We start from the raw sequence: 22,395 nt of genomic DNA, 5'->3' as shown, positions 1-22,395 counted from the left end.
CACCTCGCTATGCCATTATAGTTCAAGCTCTCTTTGGCGCAGATCGCCAGACGACGGGCGCCGGACACGCCGCGCCTGCGCGGCATTCCTGACCTCGGGGTGCTCCAGGTCAGGCGCCTTAATCACCCAGGGTGCGCCCTTGCACAGCTGGTGCGCGGGCAAGCTTCGCTCCGCGATCAGGCGGCGAACCGTCGATGGGCTGACCTTCAACACAGCAGCGGCTTCGTCCAGAGTGATTTCTCCTCTCTCCATGCGTTCGCCTTCCAGGCGCTCGCCATCGCGGTATGGCGCGATGCCGTGGGTCTTTGCGCAGGCCACAGACTCTGGTACGCGTCCAGCTATTGCCTCTTCCGGTCGATTTGCCGGCCCGATTTAAGACGGCCGCGATCGGTTGGTCCGGCATCTGGCGGGCCAACACATGGTCGAGATCGAGCGTATCAGCCGCTACCGCCCAGCGAGTTAACCCGACCTTGTTCTTCTTTACGATCAGTCGGGTGTGATCGCCGCCTTGCCAATGGATGACATGAGAGAGCGTGTCGTCCACAATATCGACGACGATCTCCTTGACCAATTGAATGATCTTCTTACGCGTCTCGACCGAGGCTCCTGGGCTATCCCATGCCCGAGTGAGGTCTTTCCCGAGTGCCATCAGTCTTGCACGATCCTCAGTAAACACCATCGGCATCTGCTCGGCTGCGAAGCCATCGAGCTCATCTTCGAGCTCGCGCAGGCAGCTAAGCTTCTCGTTCCAGCGTCGCTCGAGCCCTCCGGCGACGAGCCGGTTATCCGGATCGACCGCATCATATTGCCGGCGCGCCCGATCCACCTCGTATCGAGCCTGCCGACAAGCGTTCTCGACCTGCCGTCGTTTATCGCCGTGCTCCTGGCCTTGTGCCTCAAGGACGGCCAGCGCCGCTTCGATTCCAAGCGGCTGCAGGCGATCAAGAACCTCTTGGGCAACGGCGCGGTCAACCCGCATACCACCGAAGCCTATGCAGTTGTTGACGGCTTTGGCACCGAATGGCCCGCGACAAACATAACGTTTGGTGTTGCCGCCTTTGCCGGTATAAGCGACATGCAATCGGCGGCCGCAGCGAGCGCAACGGAACAGACCAGGCAGCAGAGCTTCGCCGCGCCGGATAGCCCCGCGCCCCAAATAGCTCTTTCCGTTGGCATTGTCGGCGATCAGACGCTGATTCCTTTCGAACTCCTCCCAGGAAATATATGCCTCGTGATGGTCGCGGATCAAAACTTCCCAGTCTTTCCAGTTCCGACGGATACTGTCGCGCACGACTCGCTTTCTGCCACCTTCGATCACAACGCGCGTGCCGCGCCGGCCGAAGACGTATGCGCCGGCATAAACCGGATTGGTCAGCACGTGGTGCAGTGTGCAATAGACCGGCGCTTTCCACTCGGTTGTTTGCTTGCCATGGCCTTGAACGACCGCCGGAACGACGACTTGCTCCTCCCGGAACCAAAGCAACACCTGCCGAATCGACTGCAGTTCGGCGAATTTGCGAAACGCCAGGGCGATGCTCTCTTGGGCGCGCCGATCCGGGTCCTTCTCGATCCGGCCATCTTCGGCCTTGACGTAGCCGACTGCCACGGTCAGTAGGAGCTCTCCACGGCGTGCCTTCTGCTTAAGCGCCTCGAGGGAACGCTGCCGGAACACCGAAACCTCCATCTCGCTCATCGTGCCCTTCATGCCAAGCAGGAGAACGATCGTTGATCGAGCGAGGATCATAAATCCCGTCTTCATCGACAATCAGTGTTCCGACTAACCTGCAGAACTCAAGCAAAGTATGCCAGTCGCGGCCATTGCGCGCGAGCCGCGACGCCTCCAGCGAAACAACGGCGCCCACCCGACCCTCGCAAATTGCTGCCAAAAGCTTCTCGAAGCCGGGTCGAGCCGTGCCGGCGCCAGATCGGCCGAGATCATCATCGACGATTTGAACATCCCTCCAGCCCAATTGGGGAGCGCGGTCGGCGAGGGCATATTGGCGCCGCTGGCTCTCCAGGTTGTTCGCGACTTGGTAGGATGTCGACTGGCGGATGTAGACGATGGCGTCGCGGCAAAGGTGCTCAGCGCTGATCTTGCTCATCGCGCACCTCCGCGAGGCTTTGGACCGACTGCCCGGCCCTTGGCGTGATTACCGCTTCGACGAGCAGACACCGCTATTGCCTTCAGCCTCTCGTCGTCCGACAGTTCGGGCGGCGATGGCGAACAAATCCGATTGCGTCCGCAGCGGGATCTTCTATAGCGCGACAATCTAGATGGGAAGCGCGCGACAATCAGGATGGCGAAGTGATGATTGCCGCGACGATTGTCGCGCGCAAGAGTTTTGTTCGCTCTGATTGTCGCGGAGCGTCAATCAGCGAGTGTTTTTGGTGTCGTGTGCGAGGATGGTCGCCCTGGACCGCGCTTCCACCCGAGCGCGGTGCGCCTGCGATAGCTTTCGACGTTCATCTCGACGATGGTGGCGTGGTGAACGAGGCGATCGATGGCGGCGAGCGTCATAGCAGGGTCCGGGAAGACCCTGTTCCACTCTCCGAAGGGCTGATTGGCGGTGATCAGCATGGAACGCCGCTCGTAGCGTGCGCTGATGAGCTCGAACAGCACGCTGGTCTCGGCCTGGTCCTTGGTGACGTAGGCAAGATCATCGCAGATCAGGAGGTCGAAGCGATCGAGGCGGTTAATGGCGGCCTCGAGATTGAGCTCACGCCGCGCCACCTGGAGCTTCTGGACGAGATCGGTGGTGCGGGTGAAGAGGACGCGCCATCCATTCTCGATAAGGGCCAGGCCGATGGCTGCCGCCAAGTGACTCTTGCCGCCGCCGGGCGAACCAGCGTCATAATGCCGGGTGTCTAGGATCCGAGATTGAGATCCTCTCCCCGTTTCATCCGCGATGCGGAGCGTCAGTCGTTGTCGCCTGCAAGCGGCTCGGCGATGAGACGCATTTTGTTATCAGACAGCCTGATGCCACGTTAACGCTTCTGCCGGCATGGATGGCGGCTCCCGCCGCCGCTTCCTTCCGAGTGATAGCTGATCCGCAGCTTCCGGTGGATCGTCTGCTGGAGGTGCGCGTTCTCGTCGATGCGGTCTTAGCCTCCTCTTCCAGGGAATCATCCCATTCGCGAGGAGGCGGTCATGGCGGACGCATCACGTCGTCAGGGGGATCTTTTCGAGAACCCTCCAACATACAGCAGCATTCCGATCGAAGCTCACCAGCAGATGCTGGAGCTCTTAAAGGAGCTTCTGGCCGAAGCGCTCACCGACAGCGCGGCCGAGACACGCGACGTGAGCGGGGAGGACAGCGGTGAGCAAGATCACGCCTGAGCACCTTGCTCGCCAGGCCGCCGTCTACATTCGTCAGTCGACGGCCGACCAGGTTATCAACAACAAAGAGAGCCAGCGCCGCCAGTACGGCTTGGCCGACCGTGCGCGCCAGCTGGGCTGGAGCGAGGTGATCGTGATCGACGATGATCTCGGTCGCTCTGGTGGCGGCACCGCGCGTCCCGGGTTCGAGAAGCTACTCACCGCGATTTGCGAAGGGCGAGTTGGCGCTGTGGTCTCGATCGAGGCCTCTGGGCTGGCCCGCAACGGCAGGGACTGGCATACGCTCCTGGAGTTCTGCGGGCTCGTTGGAACGCTGATCGTCGATGAGGATGGCGTCTACGATCCGCGCCACCCCAATGATCGCCTTCTGCTCGGCATGAAGGGCACAATGAGCGAGATGGAGCTGTCGATCTTTCGGCAGCGCTCGCTTGAGGCCTTGAAGCAGAAGGCGCGCAGGGGTGAGCTCTTCCTCAACGTTGCCATCGGCTATATCAAAGTCTCCCACGATCAGATCGAGAAGGATCCTGATCGACGCATTCAGGAGGCGCTCACACTCGTGTTCGCCAAGTTCGCCGAGATGCAGACGCTGCGCCAGGTCCACCTATGGTTACGGCAAGAGCGAATCGCCTTGCCTGCAGTCAGCCGTGGCCCCGAGGGCCGTCACGTCGAGTGGAAGTTACCCGTCTACAACACGATCCGCCACATCCTGACCAATCCGATCTATGCTGGCACCTACGCCTTCGGGCGTTCAGGCAGTCGGGTGACGATCGAGGCCGGCCGCAAGAGAATCGTGCGGGGCTTCCGCCGGGAGCGCAGCAACTGGGAGGTTTTGATCAAGGACCACCATGAGGGCTACATTACATGGGCGGAGTTCGAGAGGAATCAGCGTTTGATCGCCGATAACGCCAATGGGAAGAGCTTCATGAGTCGTGGCTCGGTCCGCTGCGGTGAGGCCCTTCTTGCGGGGCTCCTTCGTTGCGGTCACTGCGGTCGTAAACTTCACGTTGCCTACAGCGGCACGCACAGCAACGTCGGGCGCTATCATTGCCGCGGCAGCCAGATCAATCATGGCGGAGAGCCATGCATCTCGTTCGGCGGCCTGCGTGTGGATGCCGCAATCAGCACCGAAGTCATCGCGCGCCTGCAGCCGCTCGGAGTCCAAGCTGCGCTGTCTGCCATGGAGGACCGCGGCCGGGAGCACGCCGAGAAGCTGAGTCAACTTGAACTTGCTCTTGAGCAAGCGCGCTATGAGGCCACTCGGGCTCGTCGGCGATATGAGGCTGTCGATCCCGACAATCGCCTGGTCGCCGGCGAGCTGGAGCGACGTTGGAATGAACGCCTGCTGGCCGCCCGCGCGCTCGAGGAAGAGCGCGGTGCACTGTTGGCCAAGCCGGAGAGTCCTCTGAGCGAGGCGGACCGCGAGCGGTTGCTCGCGCTTGGCTCCGATTTGGAGCGGGCCTGGAACAGTCCTGGGGCGACGCCTGCCACGCGCAAGCGGATCATCCGAACCTTAGCCACGAAGTCGTTGTACGCGTCGGCGATGCGGCAATTGAGCTTGTGATCCACTGGCAGGGCGGCGATCACACAGCGCTAAAGACCAGAAAGAACCGCACGGGCCAACATCGCTGGAGCACATCCGCAGATGTCATCGATCTCGTGCGTGTTCTGGCACGCCAGATGCCCGACGGCACGATCGCAGCGGTCCTCAACCGAGCGGGCAAGTCGACGGGGCGGGGTAACAGCTGGACCCGCGCCCGCGTTCGCCACTTGCGCAACCAGCAAGCTATCGCGCCCTACCGGGAAGCCGAGCACATCGTGAAGAACTAGGACCTGGCCAGCACAATCTGCCCCGCTCCGATTCCAATCGTCGGTATATTGACTATTTCGGTCACTCGCGCAGCGAGCGCGACCGGAATACCCTCCAAGACGAGAGCAAAGCAGCCGGCCTCCTGTAGACGGTATGCGTCCTCGAGCAGGCGTAAGGCGTCATCTGCATTCCGAGCCTGTACCTTGAATCCGCCCATAGTATTGACGCTCTGCGAGGTGAGGCCAAGATGGCCCATCACAGGAATTTCGCAGCCGACCAGAGCGCGTACCGTTTGGATGCGGCTTGCACCTCCTTCGAGCTTTACGGCGTCAGCCCCTCGCTGCAAACATCCGCCGGCATTGCGAATCGTCTCCTCGGGACTGAGATGAAAGCTGAGAAACGGCATATCAGCCACGACCAGTGCGCGAGGCTTTGTGCGTACGACGGCTTCCAGATGATGGTTCATCATCATCACGCTAACCGGCAGAGTGTTATCGAATCCTAGGCAGACATTGCCGACGCTATCACCTACAAGGATGATGTCTACGATGGGATCGGCAATCGTGCAGTAACCGCGTCATAAGCGGTGGTCATTACAAGGCGCCGTCCCTCGTCTTTCCACCGCTGCAGCACTTAATGGTGACACGCTCAACAGAAGGCTGCGAAATGTCGCTCATGCTGGATCTCGATCTGCTACTTACACTCTTATCTTCAGCCCGTTTCCTTTCAAGAAACGGAAGACACTTGTGAACTTGGCGTCATGTCTTGAAATCATCAGCCCGGAATGCGCTTTTGAACGCGGCCTGCAAAGTATTCGACGTCAGTGGAGAGAGCCAGGGCAATCGGCCTAGCTAGCCACCGCACACGTCCAATTTCGCGTATGGCGATCTGCGCCTCAACATTTCGTTCGCCGATGAAGGCAATGCCAAGAACACGAATGTGGCGCTTTCGTAGAGCCTCTATCGAGAGCAGCGAGTGATTGATGGTACTCAGCATCGTGCTCGCGCAAAGCACCACCGGAAGCTGCCAGCTCTGAAGAACATCAATGTAGAGAATGTCGCCATTGAGCGGCACCATCAGCCCGCCGGCGCCCTCGATTACCAGCGGTCGCTCCCCGCCGTCCGGCAAATCGGCGACTCCGGGCAGATGCGAACTCCGTCGATTTCGGCAGAGTGACCCACAGAAGCCAGCGTGCGAACACGGTAACGCTCCGACACGATCCGGTCGGCCGAAAGGTTGCCCAGCCGTGCCACCCGATCAGAATCGGCCTCTCCTTCCGGGGCACTCTCAATCGGTTTCCAATAGTTCGCGCCGAGAAGGTTAGCCAGCCCGGCGCAAAAGACGGTCTTTCCGATTCCGGCATCCGTACCGGTCACCACGATTCGCACAGAAATTACCAGCCTCTCGCGTCCTCGATCAGCGCCGCAACGTTTGGCCGCATCTCACCCTCATGGATATCGAGGGTTTGAAATTGACAAGCGAACCCAACCGGACGGGCTGACGGCTAGCTTCGCAAGTATGGAAAAGCGTATCAACACAACGGCGAGGCATGTCCAATAATTTCTCTGCTTGGCCACTGGGTTCAATCTCGCAAGATGCGATTGTCTCGGTCAACGAGCACGACGCGAGGCTTGAAGGTTTCAGTTTCTGCCTCATCAAAACAGGCATACGCGACAATAACAACTTTTTCTCCCGGCATGGCGAGTCGGGCCGCCGCGCCGTTCAAAGCTATGATGCCGGATGCTCGGGGCGCATCGATCACGTAGGTGGCGAAGCGCGCTCCAGTTTCGATGTTGTAGATTTCGACACGTTCGTTGAACAATAATCCCGCCGCGTCCATCAGCTCACGATCTACCGATATAGAGCCGTCATACTGCAGATCAGCTTGGGTCACCGAGGCACGATGGATTTTGCTTTTCATCAAGGTAACTTGCATTGATCACCCACACTAACTTTCAGTAACTCTCGGCAACCCTATCCGAGTAGATGTAATGTCGTGTCTCGAGAGGCGCAGGCGCACGAGCGTCCTTTGGCCGGCCCAATCGTGACCGCGACCGTGGTTGATCAAGCGTGTTGCTTTCGGTTCGATTTCATGGTGAGCGCTATCCGGAAGGTAGGCGCAACTTCGGACTGCCACCGGTCGCGATGCTAGCCCGACCCATGGCATCGATGCGGTTTACATCGAAGTTATCCCTGTCAATGTTTTCCACCTGAAGCGTGAGCTCCGGAAAGGCACCATAACGGAGCGCCTCAGCCTGCCCGAATTTCCAAGCGTCGCTAGTGGGACTGTCGCTCTCATCGACTCTCGGGACAGCAAGCAGAATGTGTCAATTACATTGCAACCCTGAGAACTCATCTCCGTCCTCCGGAGAAAAATCGTCGGCTTCCATCCAAGTCTGCACTTTTCCGGCGGATTTTTCCGCTTAGACGCAGAATTTCGTCCCAACAACTGACGACGCTTGGCACCGCTGCACACGTCTGCGGAGGTCGGATCCGCTCAGTACGATCGCGGACCTGCGCCCCATTATTGATCGGTGTTGCCTAAAGTTTGAGAATGAATGTCACACCTGCAGACGACAAACATGCTTGCGCGCTCCATAGGTAGATCTCTAGAAAGAACGCGATATTAAGTGCTTTAGTGTGGTCGGCAGTTACGGAGTATCGATCCAAGCACTCGTGCGGCCTAGCTCAATTCGCCGACGCGGAAAGGCACGATGAGAGCTTGGCCAGCCTCACTATGTTGACTGATCGTCAGGAGGAAACGAGGCGTACTGAGTAGCGATGCGACGTCGGCAATCGCAGCCGGTAACGGTTCTAGCGGTTGCTGGCGTCTCACCGTCACGGTAGCTATCCGCCCAAGTTACAACTTACAAGAAGGTCATCCATGATTCGTCACATCGAATTGTTTACCGCGAAGGAGAAGGCCAACATCGATCAAATAGTCGAAGGCCTATCGGTCCTAACCGCAATCCCCCATGCACGCCGGCTCGAGATTGCGCGCAATCGCAAGACGGACCAGATCGGCAACGACGTCGACGTCGTCGTTTATGGTGAGTTCGACAATGAAACAGAACTCGCGGCCTACAAAGCGCATGAGCTATACCAGGATTCAATCAAGCGGGTGCGACCGCTTCGTCAATTGCGGTTCGCGGCTGATTACAATGTATCGTCAGCTAGACATCTTGGCTAAATTGCAGCGCTACTCGACATATCGAGCCCACCGTGATCGACCGACGATCAGTCTTAAGACCTTATGGGCCACAGGCCAGCAGCGCCACCTTTGGCGTTTACAATCGGGTCGGGTGCCAAAATGTCGGGCACTGGTGGTTGGCATCCCATGAACGTCCGCGAATTGAAATGGATTGAGCCGGTGAGAGCCGTGCAGTGTCTTGCGGCGCAACCTCATCTCACTTTTCTGGATAGCGCCTCTAGATATGAGCTACTCGGACGCTATTCATATGTAGCCTGTGATCCATTCAGCACCTTTATGGTCGCGGCCTGACAGGCGAGTTGCGATGGAGCCCCTCTCGAGGGCGACCCATGGGAGGCGCTTCGTTACATTCTCGGCAGGTATCAGCAGGAGCATCGTCCCGGTCTTCCGCCGTTCCAGGGAGGCATTGCTGGTTACTTTGGTTACGATCTTAATCGGACGCTGGAGCGGTTGTCGGCACCAGCAATTCCTGGTCAGAATTTGCCTTAGTCCATTTTGCATCTGTATGATGTGGTCCTCAGCTTCGACCACCACGATCAGCGATGCTGGATTGTTTCCACTGGATGGCCGGTGCAGGATCCCGCCGGTCGCGTTCAGCGAGCTCGGCGGCGAGCCAATCACTTTGCTGCGCTGCTCGCCGCTCCAAAATCGCGGGACTTTGTGCTCCCGACCACGGCGGACACGTGGCGTTCGAACTTCAGCCGGGAGAGCTACATTGAGGCGGTGCGCCGTGTCATTGACCTTATCCTGGCTGGCGATATCTTCCAGGCTAATATTGCGCAGCGCTTCACTGCCGGGCTGCCCAGCACATTTGATCCACTTTCCTTCTACTGTCATCTGCGATTATTGAACCCTGCGCCATTTGCAGCTCTTTTGCGCTACGGCAAGCTGACGATTGCGTCAAGTTCGCCGGAACGCTTCCTAAAGTTAGACGGACGTGACGTTGAAACGCGCCCCATCAAAGGCACGATTGCGCGGGCGGCTGATTCTGAGGAAGATCAGCGCCGTATTGAGATCCTAAATGCTTCCGAAAAGGACCGTGCCGAGAACACGATGATGGTTGACCTGCTGCGCAACGACCTGTCACGTGTTTGTACCGCTGATTCGGTGGACGTTGTGGCGCTCTGCCAGCTCGAAACCTACGCTTCGGTGCACCATCTCGTATCGATCGTTGCAGGGACACTTGCAGGAGGCGCAGACGCCATCTCACTCCTTCGAGCTTGCTTTCCCGGCGGCTCAATTACCGGCGCACCGAAGGTACGCTCGATGAAGATTATTACGGAGATCGAGCGTGTGGCACGAGAGGTCTATTGTGGGTCGATTGGCTTCATCGGATTCAACGGGCACATGGATACGAACATCGCGATCCGAACTGTAACGATCAACGCCGATCAAGCAGTGTTTTATGCGGGGAGCGGGATAACGGCGCTCTCGGATCCAGCGAACGAATACGAGGAGATGCTCGCGAAGGCGCAGCGACTCTTCCACGCATTCCAAACCAAACCAGCCGGTTCATTTTGATTCTCATTATCGACAATTACGACTCTTTCGTCTTCAGCGTTGCCCGGTATTTCCATAAACTTGGTGAGGCAACGGAGGTGGTCCGGAACGACGAGGCGGCGGTCAGCGATCTTGCGCGCCTCAGCCCGCGTGCAGTAGTCATTTCCCCCGGTCCCTGCACTCCATCGGAGGCCGGAATATCGATTTCGACAATTTGCGAATTTTCTGGTCGAGTGCCCATTTTGGGCATTTGCTTCGGACACCAATGCATTGGAAGCCTCTTCGGCGGCCGCGTAGTGCGTGCTCACCACCCTATGCACGGTCGCTCTTCGCCCGTAAGGCATGACCGTCGAGGACTATTTCAGGATCTACCGTCCCCGCTCCGCGTTGGTCGTTATCATTCTCTGGTCATCGCGCTGGATCGGTCATGCGCGCCTTGTCTGAGGGTTACGGCGCGTTCGGACGAAGGCGAGATCATGGCCATCGCACATCGCTATCAACCAACTTTCGGCGTGCCGTTCCATCCAGAATCGATCCTCACGCAAGCCGGAAACACACTGCTGACGAACTTCTTAAGAAGCGCAGACCGACTTGATCGGCAGTGACCTGCCCACTGCGTATTTCCACCAAAACGTGTTAGAGTTGGCTTGAAGAAAGGCGGGGCTGGGAAGAAGGGCTTCTCGCAAGCACGGAATTTTCTGAGACGGCGATCTACAATTGGAAGGCCAAGTTCGGCGGCAAAAGCGGTTCCGAGGCCCGACGGCTGAGGGCTGGAGGAGGACAGCGACAAGCTGAAGAAGCTTCTGGCCGAGCAGATGCTTGATGCGGCAGCACTTCGCGAGCTCCTTTCAAAAAACACTCATAGGCCTTGCTGCCAAGCGCGCTGTAATCGCTCATGTGCAGGCTGTCATAGCCTATCGGAACGGTGAGCCTGCTCAATCCTGGGTGCGGATCGGAGCGTCCGCGCCTTTCAAACGGCGGCGCAGTGGTGTGGGCTCAATGACGCAGTTCGTTGCGATTCACATTCTCGCCGCTGCTGCGATCGGGATCACCGGCAGATCCAACACGAACCAAGGCGATCATTTCTGCCGGGCTAATCTCCATGCGACCGCTCGCTTACGATTTCTCTTCATAGGTCGGCGACGACGCAGGCCAGCTTCAATACAATACTGCACCCACTGCTGTCCATAATGGGTTGTTGCGACGCACTCGGCTTACCAGCGGGAGGGAGACTTGCTGCAACCCTGGTGTACTATCGAGGATCATTGCGTGCCGGATCTTCAAATCTTGAAGGCACGTCCAATAGCATTCCTCAGCACCACCCCAACTCTGAGAGCAGACTAAGCTCCGTTCATCGCGTTACTATCAACCGCGTCGTTGCACCATCGCCCTGCTAGAGTACAAAAAGCTCGCGCGGCGCACGGGTTAGCGCCTCGACGCCCGTGTCAGTCACGCGGATGGTTTCGCTCACTGTTACGCCAAACTCCTCATCCACCCAATTGCCCAACATCAGATGGAAGGTCATGTTGGTCTTGAGAACAGTCATGTCCTCCCTGCCAAAACTTGCAGTCGGTTCAATCCATGCAGTGAATTGATTTTCGATACCAATCGAGTAGCCACAGCGCGATTCCTTTGGAAATCCATGCCTCTCAATCGCGCTATACATGGCGTGTGCGACCTCGCTGCAAGTGCGTCCAGGTCGGATGACATCGAGCGCCGTTTCAATGGCAGCGACCTGCGCATCATGTAACCGGCGAACGCGGTCGGCAGGTGCACCAATTGAGAATGTGCGCATGAGAGCTGCAAGATAGTTATACCTGTTTCCGCTGACTTCCGAGTTGATCTGCATTCCGTCGCAGAAAATGCTCTCGCTCCACAAAATATGTGGCGTGCCCGTGCGCGGGGTCGAGGAAATCAACGGTGGCCGTAATCCTGTCGCGGCTGGCCCACCCTTAACGCCATTAACCTGGGCCGCCATGATCTCGACCGCTGCATCTGCTTCTCGCACACCAGGGCGGATAACCTCTCTCGCCCGCATAACGGCCGCATCAGCGAGCGCCGCAGCCTCGCGCATGACCTCGATCTCCAGGTCTGATTTAACCCCGCGAATCCAGTCCACCGCTCGGGTGCAATCTACGATTCGGGCCTGCGGCAATCTCGTTTTGAACTTCTCTACCGCGGGCGCCATCAAGCAGCCCTGCTCGAGTCCAACACCGCGCTGCGCCACGCCGATGTCGTGGAGGAAATCAATTACGGCATCGTAGCCGTCGATGTTAGCCTTACCGACGAGACTTTCCGAGTAGCCGATAATCTTTTCTCTGGCCATGAAGCTCTGGTGAGCTGCTCCCGGCGCGCACATTTTGCGCACGATAAGAGTCGGTTCCTCATCTTGGACCGAGACGACAAGCGCATGCACAGCCAGCATACGCGTCACGTTTCCGGTCAGATAAGTGATATTGCCCCAACTCGTGATGACAAGTGCATCGATTTCACGCCGGGCCATTTCCGATTTCACTGCAGCCAACCTGCGCAGATATTCTGCTCTTGGGAAGGCCTGCGGCGCTTTTGCGATTGCCATCGTTGTAGGCTCCATGGTCGCCTAAAATTCTACTTTGCGGAACAGAGCGGAACGCTCGCCGCGCGATAATACATCGGTACAACACCTCAGCTACCGAATTTAGTCGATATGCCTCGAGACTACGAAGCATTATAGCGCGAGCACTGGACATTATGCAGCTTATCGGCAGGGAATGCACTGCAGAACGGGGCATCAGGCCGTCATCCGCCTTGAGATTTGCAAATTGACGCGTATTGCACGAGCGCTGCATGGCCGAAGGACAGGTCCAATTAGCAGGCTAGGCGCGGTCGATCAGGCCATACCATCTTGATGTAGACACCGACGCGAAGGCGATATCTGCTCCAGGATCCGAACAGTATGCGGCTCGCCAGGGCGCATGGATCTATTCTCGTTACGGACGTACGACCTTGCGCGCAGGTCGCCCAGAATTGAGAACCGGCGAAAATCTGTTCTGGCCAGTGTATCGTCTCTACTTGCCGAGCTTGCCGAGCGCGTCGGTGAGCTCAGGAACCGCCTGGTAGAGATCGGCAACCAGGCCGTAATCGGCGACCTGGAAGATCGGCGCGTCCTCGTCCTTGTTGATCGCGACGATCACCTTGGAGTCCTTCATGCCGGCCAGGTGCTGGATCGCGCCGGAAATGCCGACCGCAACATACAGCTCGGGGGCCACCACCTTGCCGGTCTGGCCGACTTGCCAGTCGTTGGGCGCATAGCCGGCATCGATCGCCGCGCGCGAGGCACCGACGCCGGCGCCGAGTTTGTCGGCCAGTGGCTCGATGTATTTTGCAAAATTCTCGCGGCTCTGCATGGCGCGGCCACCGGAGACGATGATCTTCGCCGAGGTCAGCTCGGGACGGTCGCTCTTGGCGACTTCCTCGCCGAGGAAGCTCGACAGGCCCGGATCGGCTGCAGCCGCCACGCTCTCGACCGGCGCGCTGCCGCCCTCGCCCGCCGCGGCGAAGGTCGAGGTACGGACCGTGATGACCTTCTTGGCGTCCTTCGACTTCACCGTCTGGATGGCATTGCCGGCATAGATCGGACGCTCATAGGTGTCCGGGGCCACCACCTTGGTGATCTCCGAGACCTGCATGACGTCGAGCAGCGCCGCCACGCGCGGCATCACGTTCTTGAAGCGCGAGGTCGCGGGCGCAACGATCGCGGCATAGGACGGCGCCAGCGAGACAATCAGCGCCGCCAGCGGCTCGGCGAGATCATGCGCGTAGAGCGCGCCGTCAGCGAGCAGCACTTTTTTCACCCCGGCGAGCTTGGCGGCGGCGTCCGCCGCGGCCTTGGCGCCCTCGCCTGCGACCAGCACCTCGACGTCGGCGCCCAGCGTGGCCGCCGCCGTCAGCGCCTTGTTGGTCGCATCCTTGAGCGACGCATTGTCGTGTTCGGCAATCAGAAGCGTCGTCATCAGAGCACCCCGGCTTCGTTCTTGAGTTTCGAGACCAGCTCGGCGACGTCCTTGACCTTGACCCCCGCCTTGCGGCCCGCCGGCTCGGTCGTGCTGAGAACCTCAAGACGCGCGGTGACGTCGACGCCGTAATCGGCAACGGTCTTGTCCGCGATCGGCTTCTTCTTGGCTTTCATGATGTTGGGCAACGAGGCATAGCGCGGCTCGTTGAGACGCAGATCGGTGGTGACGATCGCGGGTCCCTTCAGCTTCACGGTCTGCAGGCCGCCGTCGACCTCGCGCGTGACCTTGAAAGCCGAACCTTCGACCTCGAGCTTCGAGGCAAACGTCGCCTGCGACCAGCCGAGCAGTGCGGCCAGCATCTGGCCGGTCTGGTTGCTGTCGTCGTCGATCGCCTGCTTGCCCAGAATGATCAGGCCAGGCTGCCCTTCTTCAGCGATCTTCTTCAGAATCTTGGCCACCGCGAGCGGCTCGACGATGCCTTCCGCCTTCACCAGGATGCCGCGATCGGCGCCCATGGCGAGACCGGTGCGGATCGTCTCCGACGCCTGCGCCGGTCCGATGGAGACCACCACGACCTCGGTGGCCTTGCCGCCTTCCTTCAGGCGCAGCGCTTCCTCGACCGCGATTTCGTCGAACGGGTTCATCGACATCTTGACGTTGGCGAGTTCAACGCCTGATCCATCGCCCTTGACGCGGACCTTGACGTTGTAATCGACCACCCGCTTTACGGGCACTAAGACCTTCATCGATCCTCTTTCACTGACTGCTTTGTCGATCTCATCTGTGGTGTGGTCATGCCCGCTTGCGCGAAGCTCCCACGATACTGATGGATTCTGGTGAGAAAAACCGTTCGCCGCCTTTGCTGTCTCGTTCTAACCGAGCTGCTGCCGACGAGCAGGCATGCCTACCTAACATCCATGTCTACCGTCCTTAGCTTCCCGCTTGGTTCCGTAATCCATCTAGATTTCTCGAAGCCGCGTCGGATCGGAACTGGGACGGTCTATGGCGTCAGGCCAGCACGATACGGCATGCGCAGTATGCTCCGCAGGTCGAACGCAAATTCCGCTTATCCACGGCATCGTAAGGCGAAAAGCTGCGAGCGAACAGCACAAGGCGCAGTTTCCATTCTTAGCAGTACACGCATCTCTTCTCATTCCTAACAGGCATGCGTACGTACTGCTTGGTCAATCGTTGTGGGTATCATGTCAGCAGGTGTTTAGCCGCTGCGAAATCGATGGCGACTGTAGCAATCGATAAGGAGCAGAACCGAAGGGGTTCTTCGTTCGCTTCCGGTTCAAGGAGTCCGATGGTCAGTTAGCGAGGCGGCATAGCACCAGGCTCGAGGCCTCGGACTGAGTGGATCCTGTAGACACCATTTGCAGGAAGGAACTTATGCATTCTGACAGTTCGGCTTCGCCCGGTTTGGTGGTCGCGAGGACTCGACTGCTGGTAAAACAAGCAGTCCCTTTTGCCACCATGGACCGGACCTCGGCGTCTAACCGCTCTATTCACTCGGCTCCTTCACGAGCGCGCGGCTCGCCTTAGCGAGTGTGTCGTGCCGCGACGGCTCCCAAATCAACTCACCGTTCGCGAGCTATCGCCGAAAGTTGGTGACGGCGGGAATCGGAAAGGCGGCATATCGTGGGGGTGCTTGACGCCTCCACTTCTCCACCGAAGGAGCGATATGCCGTGTCCAACGATAACATCATCAAGCTGATTCAGCCAGGAAACGTCACCGATCAACTCACAGAAGTCTTGCGCAACGGGGCCACGTGCCCTTCTCGCCCAGGCGGTCGAGGCCGAGGTCGCGGACTTTCTCGGCAAGCATGCCGATTTGAAGACCGCGGACGGCCATCAGCGCGTGGTCCGCCACGGTCACCTGCCGGAGCGCGAGGTGATGACCGGTATCGGTCCGGTCGCCGTCCGCCAGCCACGTGTGCGCGATCGCGAGGCGGACGCCACCGATCCCGACCGCATCCGGTTCTCTCCGTCGATCCTGCCACCCTACATGCGCCGTTCGAAGTCGATTGAGACGCTGCTGCCGATCCTTTACCTGAAGGGTGTCTCGACCGGCGATTTCTCCGAGGCGCTGGCGGCCTGCTTGGCAAGCATGCTTCCGGGTTGTCGGCATCGGCCATCGGCCGGCTGAAGGTCGGCTGGCTCGACGAGCATGCCGCGTGGCAGAAGCGCGATCTGTCGGCGAAGCGCTACGTCTACATCTGGGCCGACGGCATCCATCTCGAAGCCCGCCTCGAGGACGAAAAGCAGTGTATCCTGGTGCTGATCGGGGCGACGCCGCAAGGCCGCAAGGAACTGGTCGGCTTCACCAGGCGCCCGCGAGAGCGCGCAGGACTGGCGCGATCTGCTGCTCGATCTGAAGCGGCGCGGGCTCGACGTGCCCCCGCAGCTCGTCATTGCCGATGGCGCACTCGGGTTCTGGAAAGCCGCCGGCGAGGTCTGGCCGAAAACGCGCGAGCAGCGCTGCTGGGTGCACAAGACCGCGAACGTGCTCGCCAAATTTCCGAAGAGCCAGCAGCCGAAAGCCAAACGCGCGTTGCAGGAGATCTGGATGGCCGAAACCGAGGCCGCTGCCGAGCTGGCGTTCGACGCCTGCATCGAGAGCTACACGCTAAAATACGAGAAGGCGGCCGACTGCCTGGCCAAGGATCGAGACACGCTGCTCGCCTTCTACGACTTCCCCGCCGAGCACTGGAAGCACCTGCGGACTACCAACCCCATTGAAAGCACCTTTGCCACCGTGCGCCACCGCACCATCCGATCGAAGGGGTGTCTATCCAACAAGACCGCGCTTGCGATGGTCTTCAAACTGATCGAGGGCGCGCAGAAAACCTGGCGCCGTCTCGACGGCCATAACCAGTTGCCAAAACTCGTTCTCGGTGTGACATTCAGCAATGGGATCGAGGTCATCGCCAAGTCGACCGACCGTCAGCCCACAACCGCCGCCGCCTGACCGGCCCCGGCCGTCACCAAAATTTGGCGATAGCTCACCGTTCGCGAACGACTGCCTGATCCCAGAGGGCTTTCAGCATTCGGCGCATAACTTCTGCAAAACGATCTACGTTTTAGGGAATTCAACACAAGCCCAAGATATACATTACTGTTCGACCCCAACCAGTTTGAGACAGCTTAGGAGACGAGTGAGTGGCCAAGCACGACGAACAGCTGTCCAACGCGCATGGATGGTCGCTTGAGGGGCGAGTCGCGCTAGTAACTGGAGCCGTGGGAGGGCTTGGGAAAGCGATCGTGGCGGAACTGCGCGAACGCGGGGCCACCGTGCACGGTGCAGACATCGCTGGAGACGGCGTTTTCCACGCGGATCTCTCCACTGCGGACGGAAATCGGGACATGGTCGCGCACGTACTCGCGACCGCGGGGCATCTTGACATTCTCGTGTTGAATGCTGGATGTCAGTTCGTGTCACCACTCCATCAGTTTCCAGATGCCGAATGGGAACGTCTTCGGGCTGTGATGCTGGACGGACCATTCTTCGCGCTAAAGGCTGCATGGTCGGCTTTGACGAGAGCTCCTGGCGGCCGCGTTGTGGTTACCGCCTCAGTGGCAAGCTACGGGGGTGGACGTCAGAAGGCCGCGTACACTGCCGCAAAGCACGGAGTTCTTGGCTTGGTCCGCGTTGCCGCATTGGAGGGAGCCGTCCATGGCCTGACTATCAACGCCGTCGCGCCGGGCTGGATGGATACCGCGCTCATGCGAGGTCAGCTAGAGGCTCAAGCCGCCAACCGAGGCACGAGCATCGATGAGGTCATCGCGCTTTTTCGCGCGGCGCAACCAGGGAATCGCTTTGTCGATGTCCGTGAGGTCGCGGCCACCATTGGTTTTCTCGCGAGCCCTTGCGCTTCCGGAATCAATGGCACATGCATCCCCATCGATCTCGGCGCAAGTGCAAGCGCATAGCTGAGGACCGCCAGCTGATTTACATCATCCCCAAAATGAGAGCTTTCTCGCATTTTGCAACTCGCATGACTTCGTGTCTGGCTACAGCATAGTTACCCAGCGCACTGACCATCGGCGGATATTTTCGATTTCTCGAAGGCCGCCCTTTTTGGCGCGAAGGCGGCCCCTGTCGGATCGAGTCGCCTCTTTATCGCATTCGGCTTTGCCATCGCTGTTTATCGCCTAAACTCGACGCTCGCGCGAGTTCGCTCCGGAAGGAGCTAGATACCCATGTGGCTCCGCCAGGTCAAAAGGCGCAAGCTGAAGCGTCCCTGGACGGGCCCAAGGGCCGGTGCTTGCGGCCCATGTGAACCAGCATCTACTCACCTGGCCGCCGACCTCTCCTCTTTCTCGCGAACGATTAAGTGAAAGAGAAGTAGTTCTCCAACTCCAATGCACAGGTGAGTCTTGACTGTGTAGTAGCTGCCGAATTCGCGCAATAATCGCCGTCCGTTTGGCTCGTCGGGGTCCAAAGCGGGCCGGTGCCGGAAGATCCCTACGGCGCCCGGTCACGTAGCGACTGCTCCCAGCGGGCAAGCGTATCTCCGGCACCGTACTTCTCGGAGCGTAGCCCTTGCAGCACCGCAACGAGGCAGTCATCGCGCTTTTGTTCGAGCTCCGCGCTGCTCAGATTATCGGTCCGCGCATCTGTTTGCTCGGCGAGCTTTTCGAGGAAAGCGTCGTCGTGCTCGGGAAGAGCGGTGAACTTCGTCCATGGCGACCTCAACTCGCTCGGCCACTTCTCCATGGTGCTTCGCATGCCAGCTCCTCCGCCTCCCATACTGAAAGGTCCGATGACTGCCCGGCGAAGGCCAAACGAATAGCGGATTACATCGTCAACCTCTTGCACCGTGGCCACATTGTCATGCACCAGCCAGAGCGCCTCGCGCCACAGCGCCTCCTGGAGCCGATTCCCTATGAAACCGTCTACGTCCTTCCGTACCACAAGCGGGTGCATCCCGATGCCACGGTAAATCTCCCCAGCCCGCGCCATTACCTCCGGCGTGGTGTTCTGCCCAGCACATAGCTCAACCAAAGGTAGAAGATAGACTGGGTTGAACGGATGCGCGATGAGTAGACGATCGGGTTGCTCGACCCCCACCTCCAGCAATGACGCACGGAATCCCGAAGTCGAAGAGCAGATGAGAGCATCAGGCGCCGCCGCACTACTAGCCGCTCTAAGGAGTTGCTGCTTGAGCTCCAGCCGCTCCGGCGCAGACTCCTGCACGAGTTCTACACCGTGCACAGCGTCTTCGAGGGAATCGACTACCGTAAGAGATCCCTCCGCAGGCAACGGCACCGATGTGAGTCGCTGATAAGCCCGTTTGGCCCTGGTCAGCATTTCCTGCACCTTATCTAAAGCGCCAGAAGCGGGGTCAAACAGACGAATGTCTATTCCATTTAGGACGAATCTTGCAGCCCATCCGCCGCCAATGACCCCACCCCCCAACAATCCGACCGTTCTCGGCAATCTCTCAACCATCATCTTGGACCTTCTCAGACCTGGACTTTCAACGCCAGCTTCTCCCGGACTTCGTCCGGGCTCATCACCCGCACTCCCATCCTTTCGAGAATCTCTACTGCTCGCTGGACCAGTTCGGCATTGGTTGCTAGTCGGCCGCGGGAAAGGTACAGATTGTCTTCCAATCCCACGCGCACATTCGCCCCGGCCAACGGAGCCAGCGCCGCATATGGAAGCTGCATCCGACCTATTGAGAAGGCAGAGTAGATGGCTTCGGGCGGGAGCTGGTTCACCATTGCTAGCAACGTGGTCAGGTCATGCGGAGCGCCATAGCGGATCCCCATGCATAGTTGGATCAATGGCGGGTTGTCGATCAGCCCTTCTTTGATCAACTCGTGCACCTGCACCAAGTGCCCGGTATCAAAAACCTCAAGTTCTGGCCGAACGCCGAGTTCTTTCACATGGGCTGCCATGGCGCGCAAAGTGCTAGACGTGTTGACCATGACGTTATGAGAACCAAAATTCATCGTGCCGCAATCCAGTGTGCAAATCTCCGGCCGTAGCTCTGCAACGTGAATGAGTCGATCGAGAGCACCCACCATGTCCGATTCTGGCGCGGGCGGAAGCGGAGAGTCCACACCGCCCAAGGTGAGAACGCAACCCATTCCCCCCGTGAGATTGATAACCGGATTCACATCCGATTTCCGAATGCGCTCCACGACCTCACGGTACAGCGCCGGATGGCGCGAGCCCTGTCCGGTTTGAGGATCACGCACATGCACGTGCACCACCGCGGCCCCTGCTCGCGCTGCCTCAATCGCAGATTCGGCAATTTCCTTCGGAGTTACCGGCACATGCGGGCTACGTTCAACTGCGTTCCCGGTCCCCGTGAGCGCACAGGTGATAAACACTTCAGAGATCATCCTGAACTTCCCCCCTTCCACCAAGAGATCGACATTCGCAAGTCGATGGTACAATTGGCCATTGGGCAGTTGATACTGCGCATCGGCACCCGAAATTCACCAATATTACCGCTCAGAGAGCAGAAATTCTGCAAGCGCTCCATTGATCGCACCTTTTCGTCGTGGGCTTCTGAGATCGCAAGGTCAGTGGACGCATTCCCCAGAACCTTCGTCAGAAAAGCTTGCAGCAACTGCCTTCATCCGCGCCTTCGGAAGCCTCGTTATGATCCGGTGGCGACTTTCGCGCGGCTATCGACGGGGCTTGCGCTTCCTGTGGAAGTTGACGGGCTGGACCCATTTGCGATAGATGCCTGCGTTCTGCAATCGCCTGTTGGTCACAGCCGAGATCAGACCCGCTCGCTTCTGAAAGGGCACACCACAGGGCATCGGGCTGGATGGCACGAAGCGGCGGCCGTGCGTCGGAGCGCAGGCCGGGGCCGAAGCACCCGCCGGCGCGAGATAGTTTGATGATCGAGGTGGCCATACCTTCGGAGCTGCCTCTCTCGCCGTGCCGAACGATTTGATATTCACGAAGGCTCAAGCGATTTTGTTGGAGAGGCGGCGTGCGTGTCCACAGCCGCCTCCGACCCTCTCACTGCTTGATCCAGATGTTCTTCAGGTTCATCCTGCCGTCCCAAGTTACCAGCGATTTCAAGTTTTGAACCTTTTTAGGAGCGGCCACATATGCGACGGAGTACAGCATCGGATGCCAGCGCACTTGGCCAAGCACGATGTCGTTGATTTTGGCGTAGAGCTCCTTTCGCTTGATCTGATCGTAGGTCGATGCGCCTTGCTGGACCAGCGCGTCCAACTCGGCATTCACCTGCTTACTCGGATTGTAGTAGCCACCGCTCTTGAAGCTCGTCGACGCAGTGAGGTCCGGCTCCGGATTGCGGCCCCACGACGTGAGGAACAGCGGTGACACCTTGGCCGCAAGAACTTCTCCGTAGCGGGTCCGATCGCCAGTAGCTCAATGTTCGCCTTGATGCCGACCTGGCCAAGCTGTGCGCGCATAATCTCGGCCGTTTGCTGCATCAACGGATTGGGGAAAGTCATGATAGTGAGTTCGAACCCATTTGGCTTGCCGGCCGCTGCCAACGCCTCCTTTGCTTCTTTTCGATCATAGGACATGTGCGCCGGACTAGGTTGATAGACCCAGGTATTGACGGGCCAGATGCCTGAGTCGGCAACGATGGCTTTGCCGAGGTAGACTGCTTTATTGATGTCCGCCGGGTTGATCGCATGCGCCACCGCGCGGCGCAGGTTGATGTCGTTCATCGGCGCGATCTCCGGATTGAACACCAGGATGGAAGCCACCGATTGACCTTCGTACTTCTCCACGTTGAAATCTTTGTCCGCAAGAAACGCATCGACGTCGCGGTTCGGGAGATAGGCGACATCGATCTGACCCGTCTTAAGCGCGGAAACGAGAACAGTTTCGTCCTTCATGATTTCGATGGTGATCTCGTCCAGGTAGGGCAGTTGGTTGCCTGCCTTGTCCTTGCCCCAGTAGTCCTTGTTACGGACCATGCGCACGAGTTGCCGGTGGCTACCTCCTTGATCTTGAACGGCCCGGTGCCTGACGGAGTCCAGCCATAATCCTGCAACAGCTTTGTAAATGCAGTCGGCGAACTCATCGCGCCGCCGCGGTCCGCCAGCAGGCCCAGCGCGGACGCCCATGGACCGCGCAGGTTGAATTTGACCTTGTAGTCGCCGAGCACCTCGACGGAGCTGATGATTGCCATGTTGTTTCGCGGCGTCGCCTTGGTCGCCGGATCGAGAATGCGATCGATGTTCTTCTTCACGGCGTCGGCGTTGAAGGGCGCGCCGTCTTGAAATTTGACGCCCTCACGCAATGTGAAGGTGATAGCGTCCGGGTTCTCGGAAATGTCCCACGCTGTGGCGAGCGACGACGATGCATCCGGGGCGACCGACTGGTCGAAGTCGACGAGCTGATCGAAGATTTGACGGAAGAAGTAGTAGTCAGCTCCAGAACGCCCCGCGATGGGATCGAGCGACGTTGGCTCGTAGCCGTAGCCGACTCTTAGGTGTCCGCCGTATTGCGGTTTCTCCTGCGCGGCCAGCGGCGCCGCGGCGAGTAAACCGAGCAGCATTGCCACTACGCCTGTTCCAGATCGAAAATTATGAA

The 22,395-nt window shown here is 59.0% G+C and carries 16 protein-coding genes and 6 pseudogenes; 8 read left to right on the top strand and 14 right to left on the bottom strand.

Annotated elements, in window-relative coordinates; genetic code table 11:
- Nucleotides 1-15 precede the first annotated feature (15 nt).
- The 4 genes and pseudogenes from BRA1417_RS45455 to BRA1417_RS39985 form a co-directional block, all read right to left on the bottom strand.
- Entirely contained in the window at nucleotides 16-213 is a 198-nt protein-coding gene (locus BRA1417_RS45455; RefSeq protein WP_245286186.1) for a helix-turn-helix domain-containing protein, read from the bottom strand.
- Nucleotides 119-1,693, bottom strand: a complete 1,575-nt coding sequence (locus tag BRA1417_RS39990; RefSeq protein WP_245286185.1) for a recombinase family protein — start codon at nucleotides 1,691-1,693, stop codon at nucleotides 119-121. The genes BRA1417_RS45455 and BRA1417_RS39990 overlap by 95 nt, the downstream gene beginning before the upstream one ends.
- Entirely contained in the window at nucleotides 1,641-2,102 is a 462-nt protein-coding gene (locus BRA1417_RS45450) for a recombinase family protein (RefSeq protein WP_027515840.1), read from the bottom strand. The genes BRA1417_RS39990 and BRA1417_RS45450 overlap by 53 nt, the downstream gene beginning before the upstream one ends.
- A gap of 266 nt (nucleotides 2,103-2,368) precedes the next feature.
- Nucleotides 2,369-2,845, bottom strand: a pseudogene (locus tag BRA1417_RS39985) (ATP-binding protein); the annotation flags it as partial.
- A 303-nt stretch (nucleotides 2,846-3,148) separates the two neighbouring features.
- On the opposite strand from BRA1417_RS39985, the gene BRA1417_RS0110890 reads away from it, so the two are divergent.
- Nucleotides 3,149-3,337 (top strand): hypothetical protein, encoded by a 189-nt coding sequence (locus BRA1417_RS0110890; protein WP_027515839.1) that lies wholly within the window; start codon nucleotides 3,149-3,151, stop codon nucleotides 3,335-3,337.
- Entirely contained in the window at nucleotides 3,318-4,898 is a 1,581-nt protein-coding gene (locus tag BRA1417_RS39980; protein WP_084462187.1) for a recombinase family protein, read from the top strand. Before BRA1417_RS0110890 ends, BRA1417_RS39980 begins: the two co-directional genes overlap by 20 nt.
- A 29-nt stretch (nucleotides 4,899-4,927) precedes the next feature.
- Here the strand turns inward: BRA1417_RS39980 and panB are convergent.
- The 3 genes and pseudogenes from panB to panD form a co-directional block, all read right to left on the bottom strand.
- Nucleotides 4,928-5,821, bottom strand: a pseudogene (gene panB, locus BRA1417_RS39970) (3-methyl-2-oxobutanoate hydroxymethyltransferase).
- Nucleotides 5,822-5,902: 81 nt separating this feature from the next.
- Nucleotides 5,903-6,538, bottom strand: a pseudogene (locus BRA1417_RS39965) (dethiobiotin synthase).
- Nucleotides 6,539-6,726: 188 nt separating this feature from the next.
- The gene (gene panD, locus BRA1417_RS0110865) at nucleotides 6,727-7,080 is read right to left on the bottom strand and encodes an aspartate 1-decarboxylase (protein ID WP_027515836.1); all 354 of its coding nucleotides are present in this window, start codon (nucleotides 7,078-7,080) and stop codon (nucleotides 6,727-6,729) included.
- A 948-nt stretch (nucleotides 7,081-8,028) separates the two neighbouring features.
- On the opposite strand from panD, the gene BRA1417_RS0110860 reads away from it, so the two are divergent.
- From BRA1417_RS0110860 to BRA1417_RS42480, 3 genes and pseudogenes are all read left to right on the top strand, one after another.
- Nucleotides 8,029-8,334: a Dabb family protein gene (locus tag BRA1417_RS0110860; protein WP_027515835.1), complete on the top strand. Its 306-nt coding sequence runs from the start codon at nucleotides 8,029-8,031 to the stop codon at nucleotides 8,332-8,334.
- A 147-nt stretch (nucleotides 8,335-8,481) separates the two neighbouring features.
- Nucleotides 8,482-9,876: pseudogene (gene pabB / locus BRA1417_RS39960) on the top strand (aminodeoxychorismate synthase component I).
- Entirely contained in the window at nucleotides 9,873-10,460 is a 588-nt protein-coding gene (locus BRA1417_RS42480) for an aminodeoxychorismate/anthranilate synthase component II (RefSeq protein ID WP_084462186.1), read from the top strand. Before pabB ends, BRA1417_RS42480 begins: the two are co-directional and overlap by 4 nt.
- Nucleotides 10,461-11,248: 788 nt before the next feature.
- Here the strand turns inward: BRA1417_RS42480 and BRA1417_RS0110850 are convergent.
- The 3 genes from BRA1417_RS0110850 to BRA1417_RS0110840 form a co-directional block, all read right to left on the bottom strand.
- Nucleotides 11,249-12,433 carry a Xaa-Pro peptidase family protein gene (locus BRA1417_RS0110850; protein ID WP_027515834.1) on the bottom strand — a complete coding sequence of 395 codons (1,185 nt, stop codon included), beginning with the start codon at nucleotides 12,431-12,433 and terminating at the stop codon, nucleotides 11,249-11,251.
- A gap of 469 nt (nucleotides 12,434-12,902) precedes the next feature.
- A complete protein-coding gene (locus BRA1417_RS0110845; protein ID WP_027515833.1) occupies nucleotides 12,903-13,847 on the bottom strand; it encodes an electron transfer flavoprotein subunit alpha/FixB family protein in 945 nt (314 codons plus the stop codon).
- Complete coding sequence (locus tag BRA1417_RS0110840; RefSeq protein WP_027515832.1) at nucleotides 13,847-14,596, bottom strand: electron transfer flavoprotein subunit beta/FixA family protein; 750 nt, start codon at nucleotides 14,594-14,596, stop codon at nucleotides 13,847-13,849. Before BRA1417_RS0110840 ends, BRA1417_RS0110845 begins: the two co-directional genes overlap by 1 nt.
- Before the next feature lie 992 nt (nucleotides 14,597-15,588).
- On the opposite strand from BRA1417_RS0110840, the gene BRA1417_RS46190 reads away from it, so the two are divergent.
- From BRA1417_RS46190 to BRA1417_RS0110830, 3 genes and pseudogenes are all read left to right on the top strand, one after another.
- Entirely contained in the window at nucleotides 15,589-15,999 is a 411-nt protein-coding gene (locus tag BRA1417_RS46190; RefSeq protein ID WP_371260017.1) for a transposase, read from the top strand.
- A pseudogene (locus BRA1417_RS39955) lies at nucleotides 15,972-16,821 on the top strand (IS256 family transposase). The gene BRA1417_RS46190 and the pseudogene BRA1417_RS39955 overlap by 28 nt, the downstream one beginning before the upstream one ends.
- 191 nt (nucleotides 16,822-17,012) lie before the next feature.
- On the top strand, nucleotides 17,013-17,783 hold the full coding sequence (locus BRA1417_RS0110830; RefSeq protein ID WP_051448315.1) for an SDR family oxidoreductase: 771 nt from the start codon (nucleotides 17,013-17,015) through the stop codon (nucleotides 17,781-17,783).
- 535 nt (nucleotides 17,784-18,318) lie between these two features.
- Here BRA1417_RS0110830 and BRA1417_RS39950 read toward each other — a convergent pair.
- The 4 genes and pseudogenes from BRA1417_RS39950 to BRA1417_RS45435 form a co-directional block, all read right to left on the bottom strand.
- On the bottom strand, nucleotides 18,319-19,308 hold the full coding sequence (locus BRA1417_RS39950) for a 3-hydroxyacyl-CoA dehydrogenase NAD-binding domain-containing protein (protein WP_051448314.1): 990 nt from the start codon (nucleotides 19,306-19,308) through the stop codon (nucleotides 18,319-18,321).
- Between the two features lie 11 nt (nucleotides 19,309-19,319).
- Nucleotides 19,320-20,207 (bottom strand): 3-keto-5-aminohexanoate cleavage protein, encoded by an 888-nt coding sequence (locus BRA1417_RS0110820; protein ID WP_027515830.1) that lies wholly within the window; start codon nucleotides 20,205-20,207, stop codon nucleotides 19,320-19,322.
- Between the two features lie 631 nt (nucleotides 20,208-20,838).
- Complete coding sequence (locus tag BRA1417_RS0110815; protein WP_027515829.1) at nucleotides 20,839-21,069, bottom strand: hypothetical protein; 231 nt, start codon at nucleotides 21,067-21,069, stop codon at nucleotides 20,839-20,841.
- Nucleotides 21,066-22,360, bottom strand: a pseudogene (locus tag BRA1417_RS45435) (ABC transporter substrate-binding protein). The gene BRA1417_RS0110815 and the pseudogene BRA1417_RS45435 overlap by 4 nt, the downstream one beginning before the upstream one ends.
- Between the last annotated feature and the right edge of the window lie 35 nt (nucleotides 22,361-22,395).

Source organism: Bradyrhizobium sp. WSM1417 (assembly GCF_000515415.1).
GTDB lineage: Bacteria > Pseudomonadota > Alphaproteobacteria > Rhizobiales > Xanthobacteraceae > Bradyrhizobium.
The sequence above is the reverse complement of the archived record's forward strand: the minus strand, read 5'-3'. Positions and strand labels throughout refer to the sequence as shown.

What these genes read in the sequence shown, in the direction of transcription:
- BRA1417_RS0110845 (WP_027515833.1), bottom strand. Translation starts at nt 13,847, where the DNA reads ATGACGACGCTTCTGATTGCCGAACACGACAATGCGTCGCTCAAGGAT.
- BRA1417_RS0110890 (WP_027515839.1), top strand. Translation starts at nt 3,149, where the DNA reads ATGGCGGACGCATCACGTCGTCAGGGGGATCTTTTCGAGAACCCTCCA.
- BRA1417_RS0110860 (WP_027515835.1), top strand. Translation starts at nt 8,029, where the DNA reads ATGATTCGTCACATCGAATTGTTTACCGCGAAGGAGAAGGCCAACATC.
- BRA1417_RS0110840 (WP_027515832.1), bottom strand. Translation starts at nt 14,596, where the DNA reads ATGAAGGTCTTAGTGCCCGTAAAGCGGGTGGTCGATTACAACGTCAAG.
- BRA1417_RS0110820 (WP_027515830.1), bottom strand. Translation starts at nt 20,207, where the DNA reads ATGATCTCTGAAGTGTTTATCACCTGTGCGCTCACGGGGACCGGGAAC.
- panD (WP_027515836.1), bottom strand. Translation starts at nt 7,080, where the DNA reads ATGCAAGTTACCTTGATGAAAAGCAAAATCCATCGTGCCTCGGTGACC.
- BRA1417_RS39990 (WP_245286185.1), bottom strand. Translation starts at nt 1,693, where the DNA reads ATGAGCGAGATGGAGGTTTCGGTGTTCCGGCAGCGTTCCCTCGAGGCG.
- BRA1417_RS39950 (WP_051448314.1), bottom strand. Translation starts at nt 19,308, where the DNA reads ATGATGGTTGAGAGATTGCCGAGAACGGTCGGATTGTTGGGGGGTGGG.
- BRA1417_RS0110850 (WP_027515834.1), bottom strand. Translation starts at nt 12,433, where the DNA reads ATGGCAATCGCAAAAGCGCCGCAGGCCTTCCCAAGAGCAGAATATCTG.
- BRA1417_RS45450 (WP_027515840.1), bottom strand. Translation starts at nt 2,102, where the DNA reads ATGAGCAAGATCAGCGCTGAGCACCTTTGCCGCGACGCCATCGTCTAC.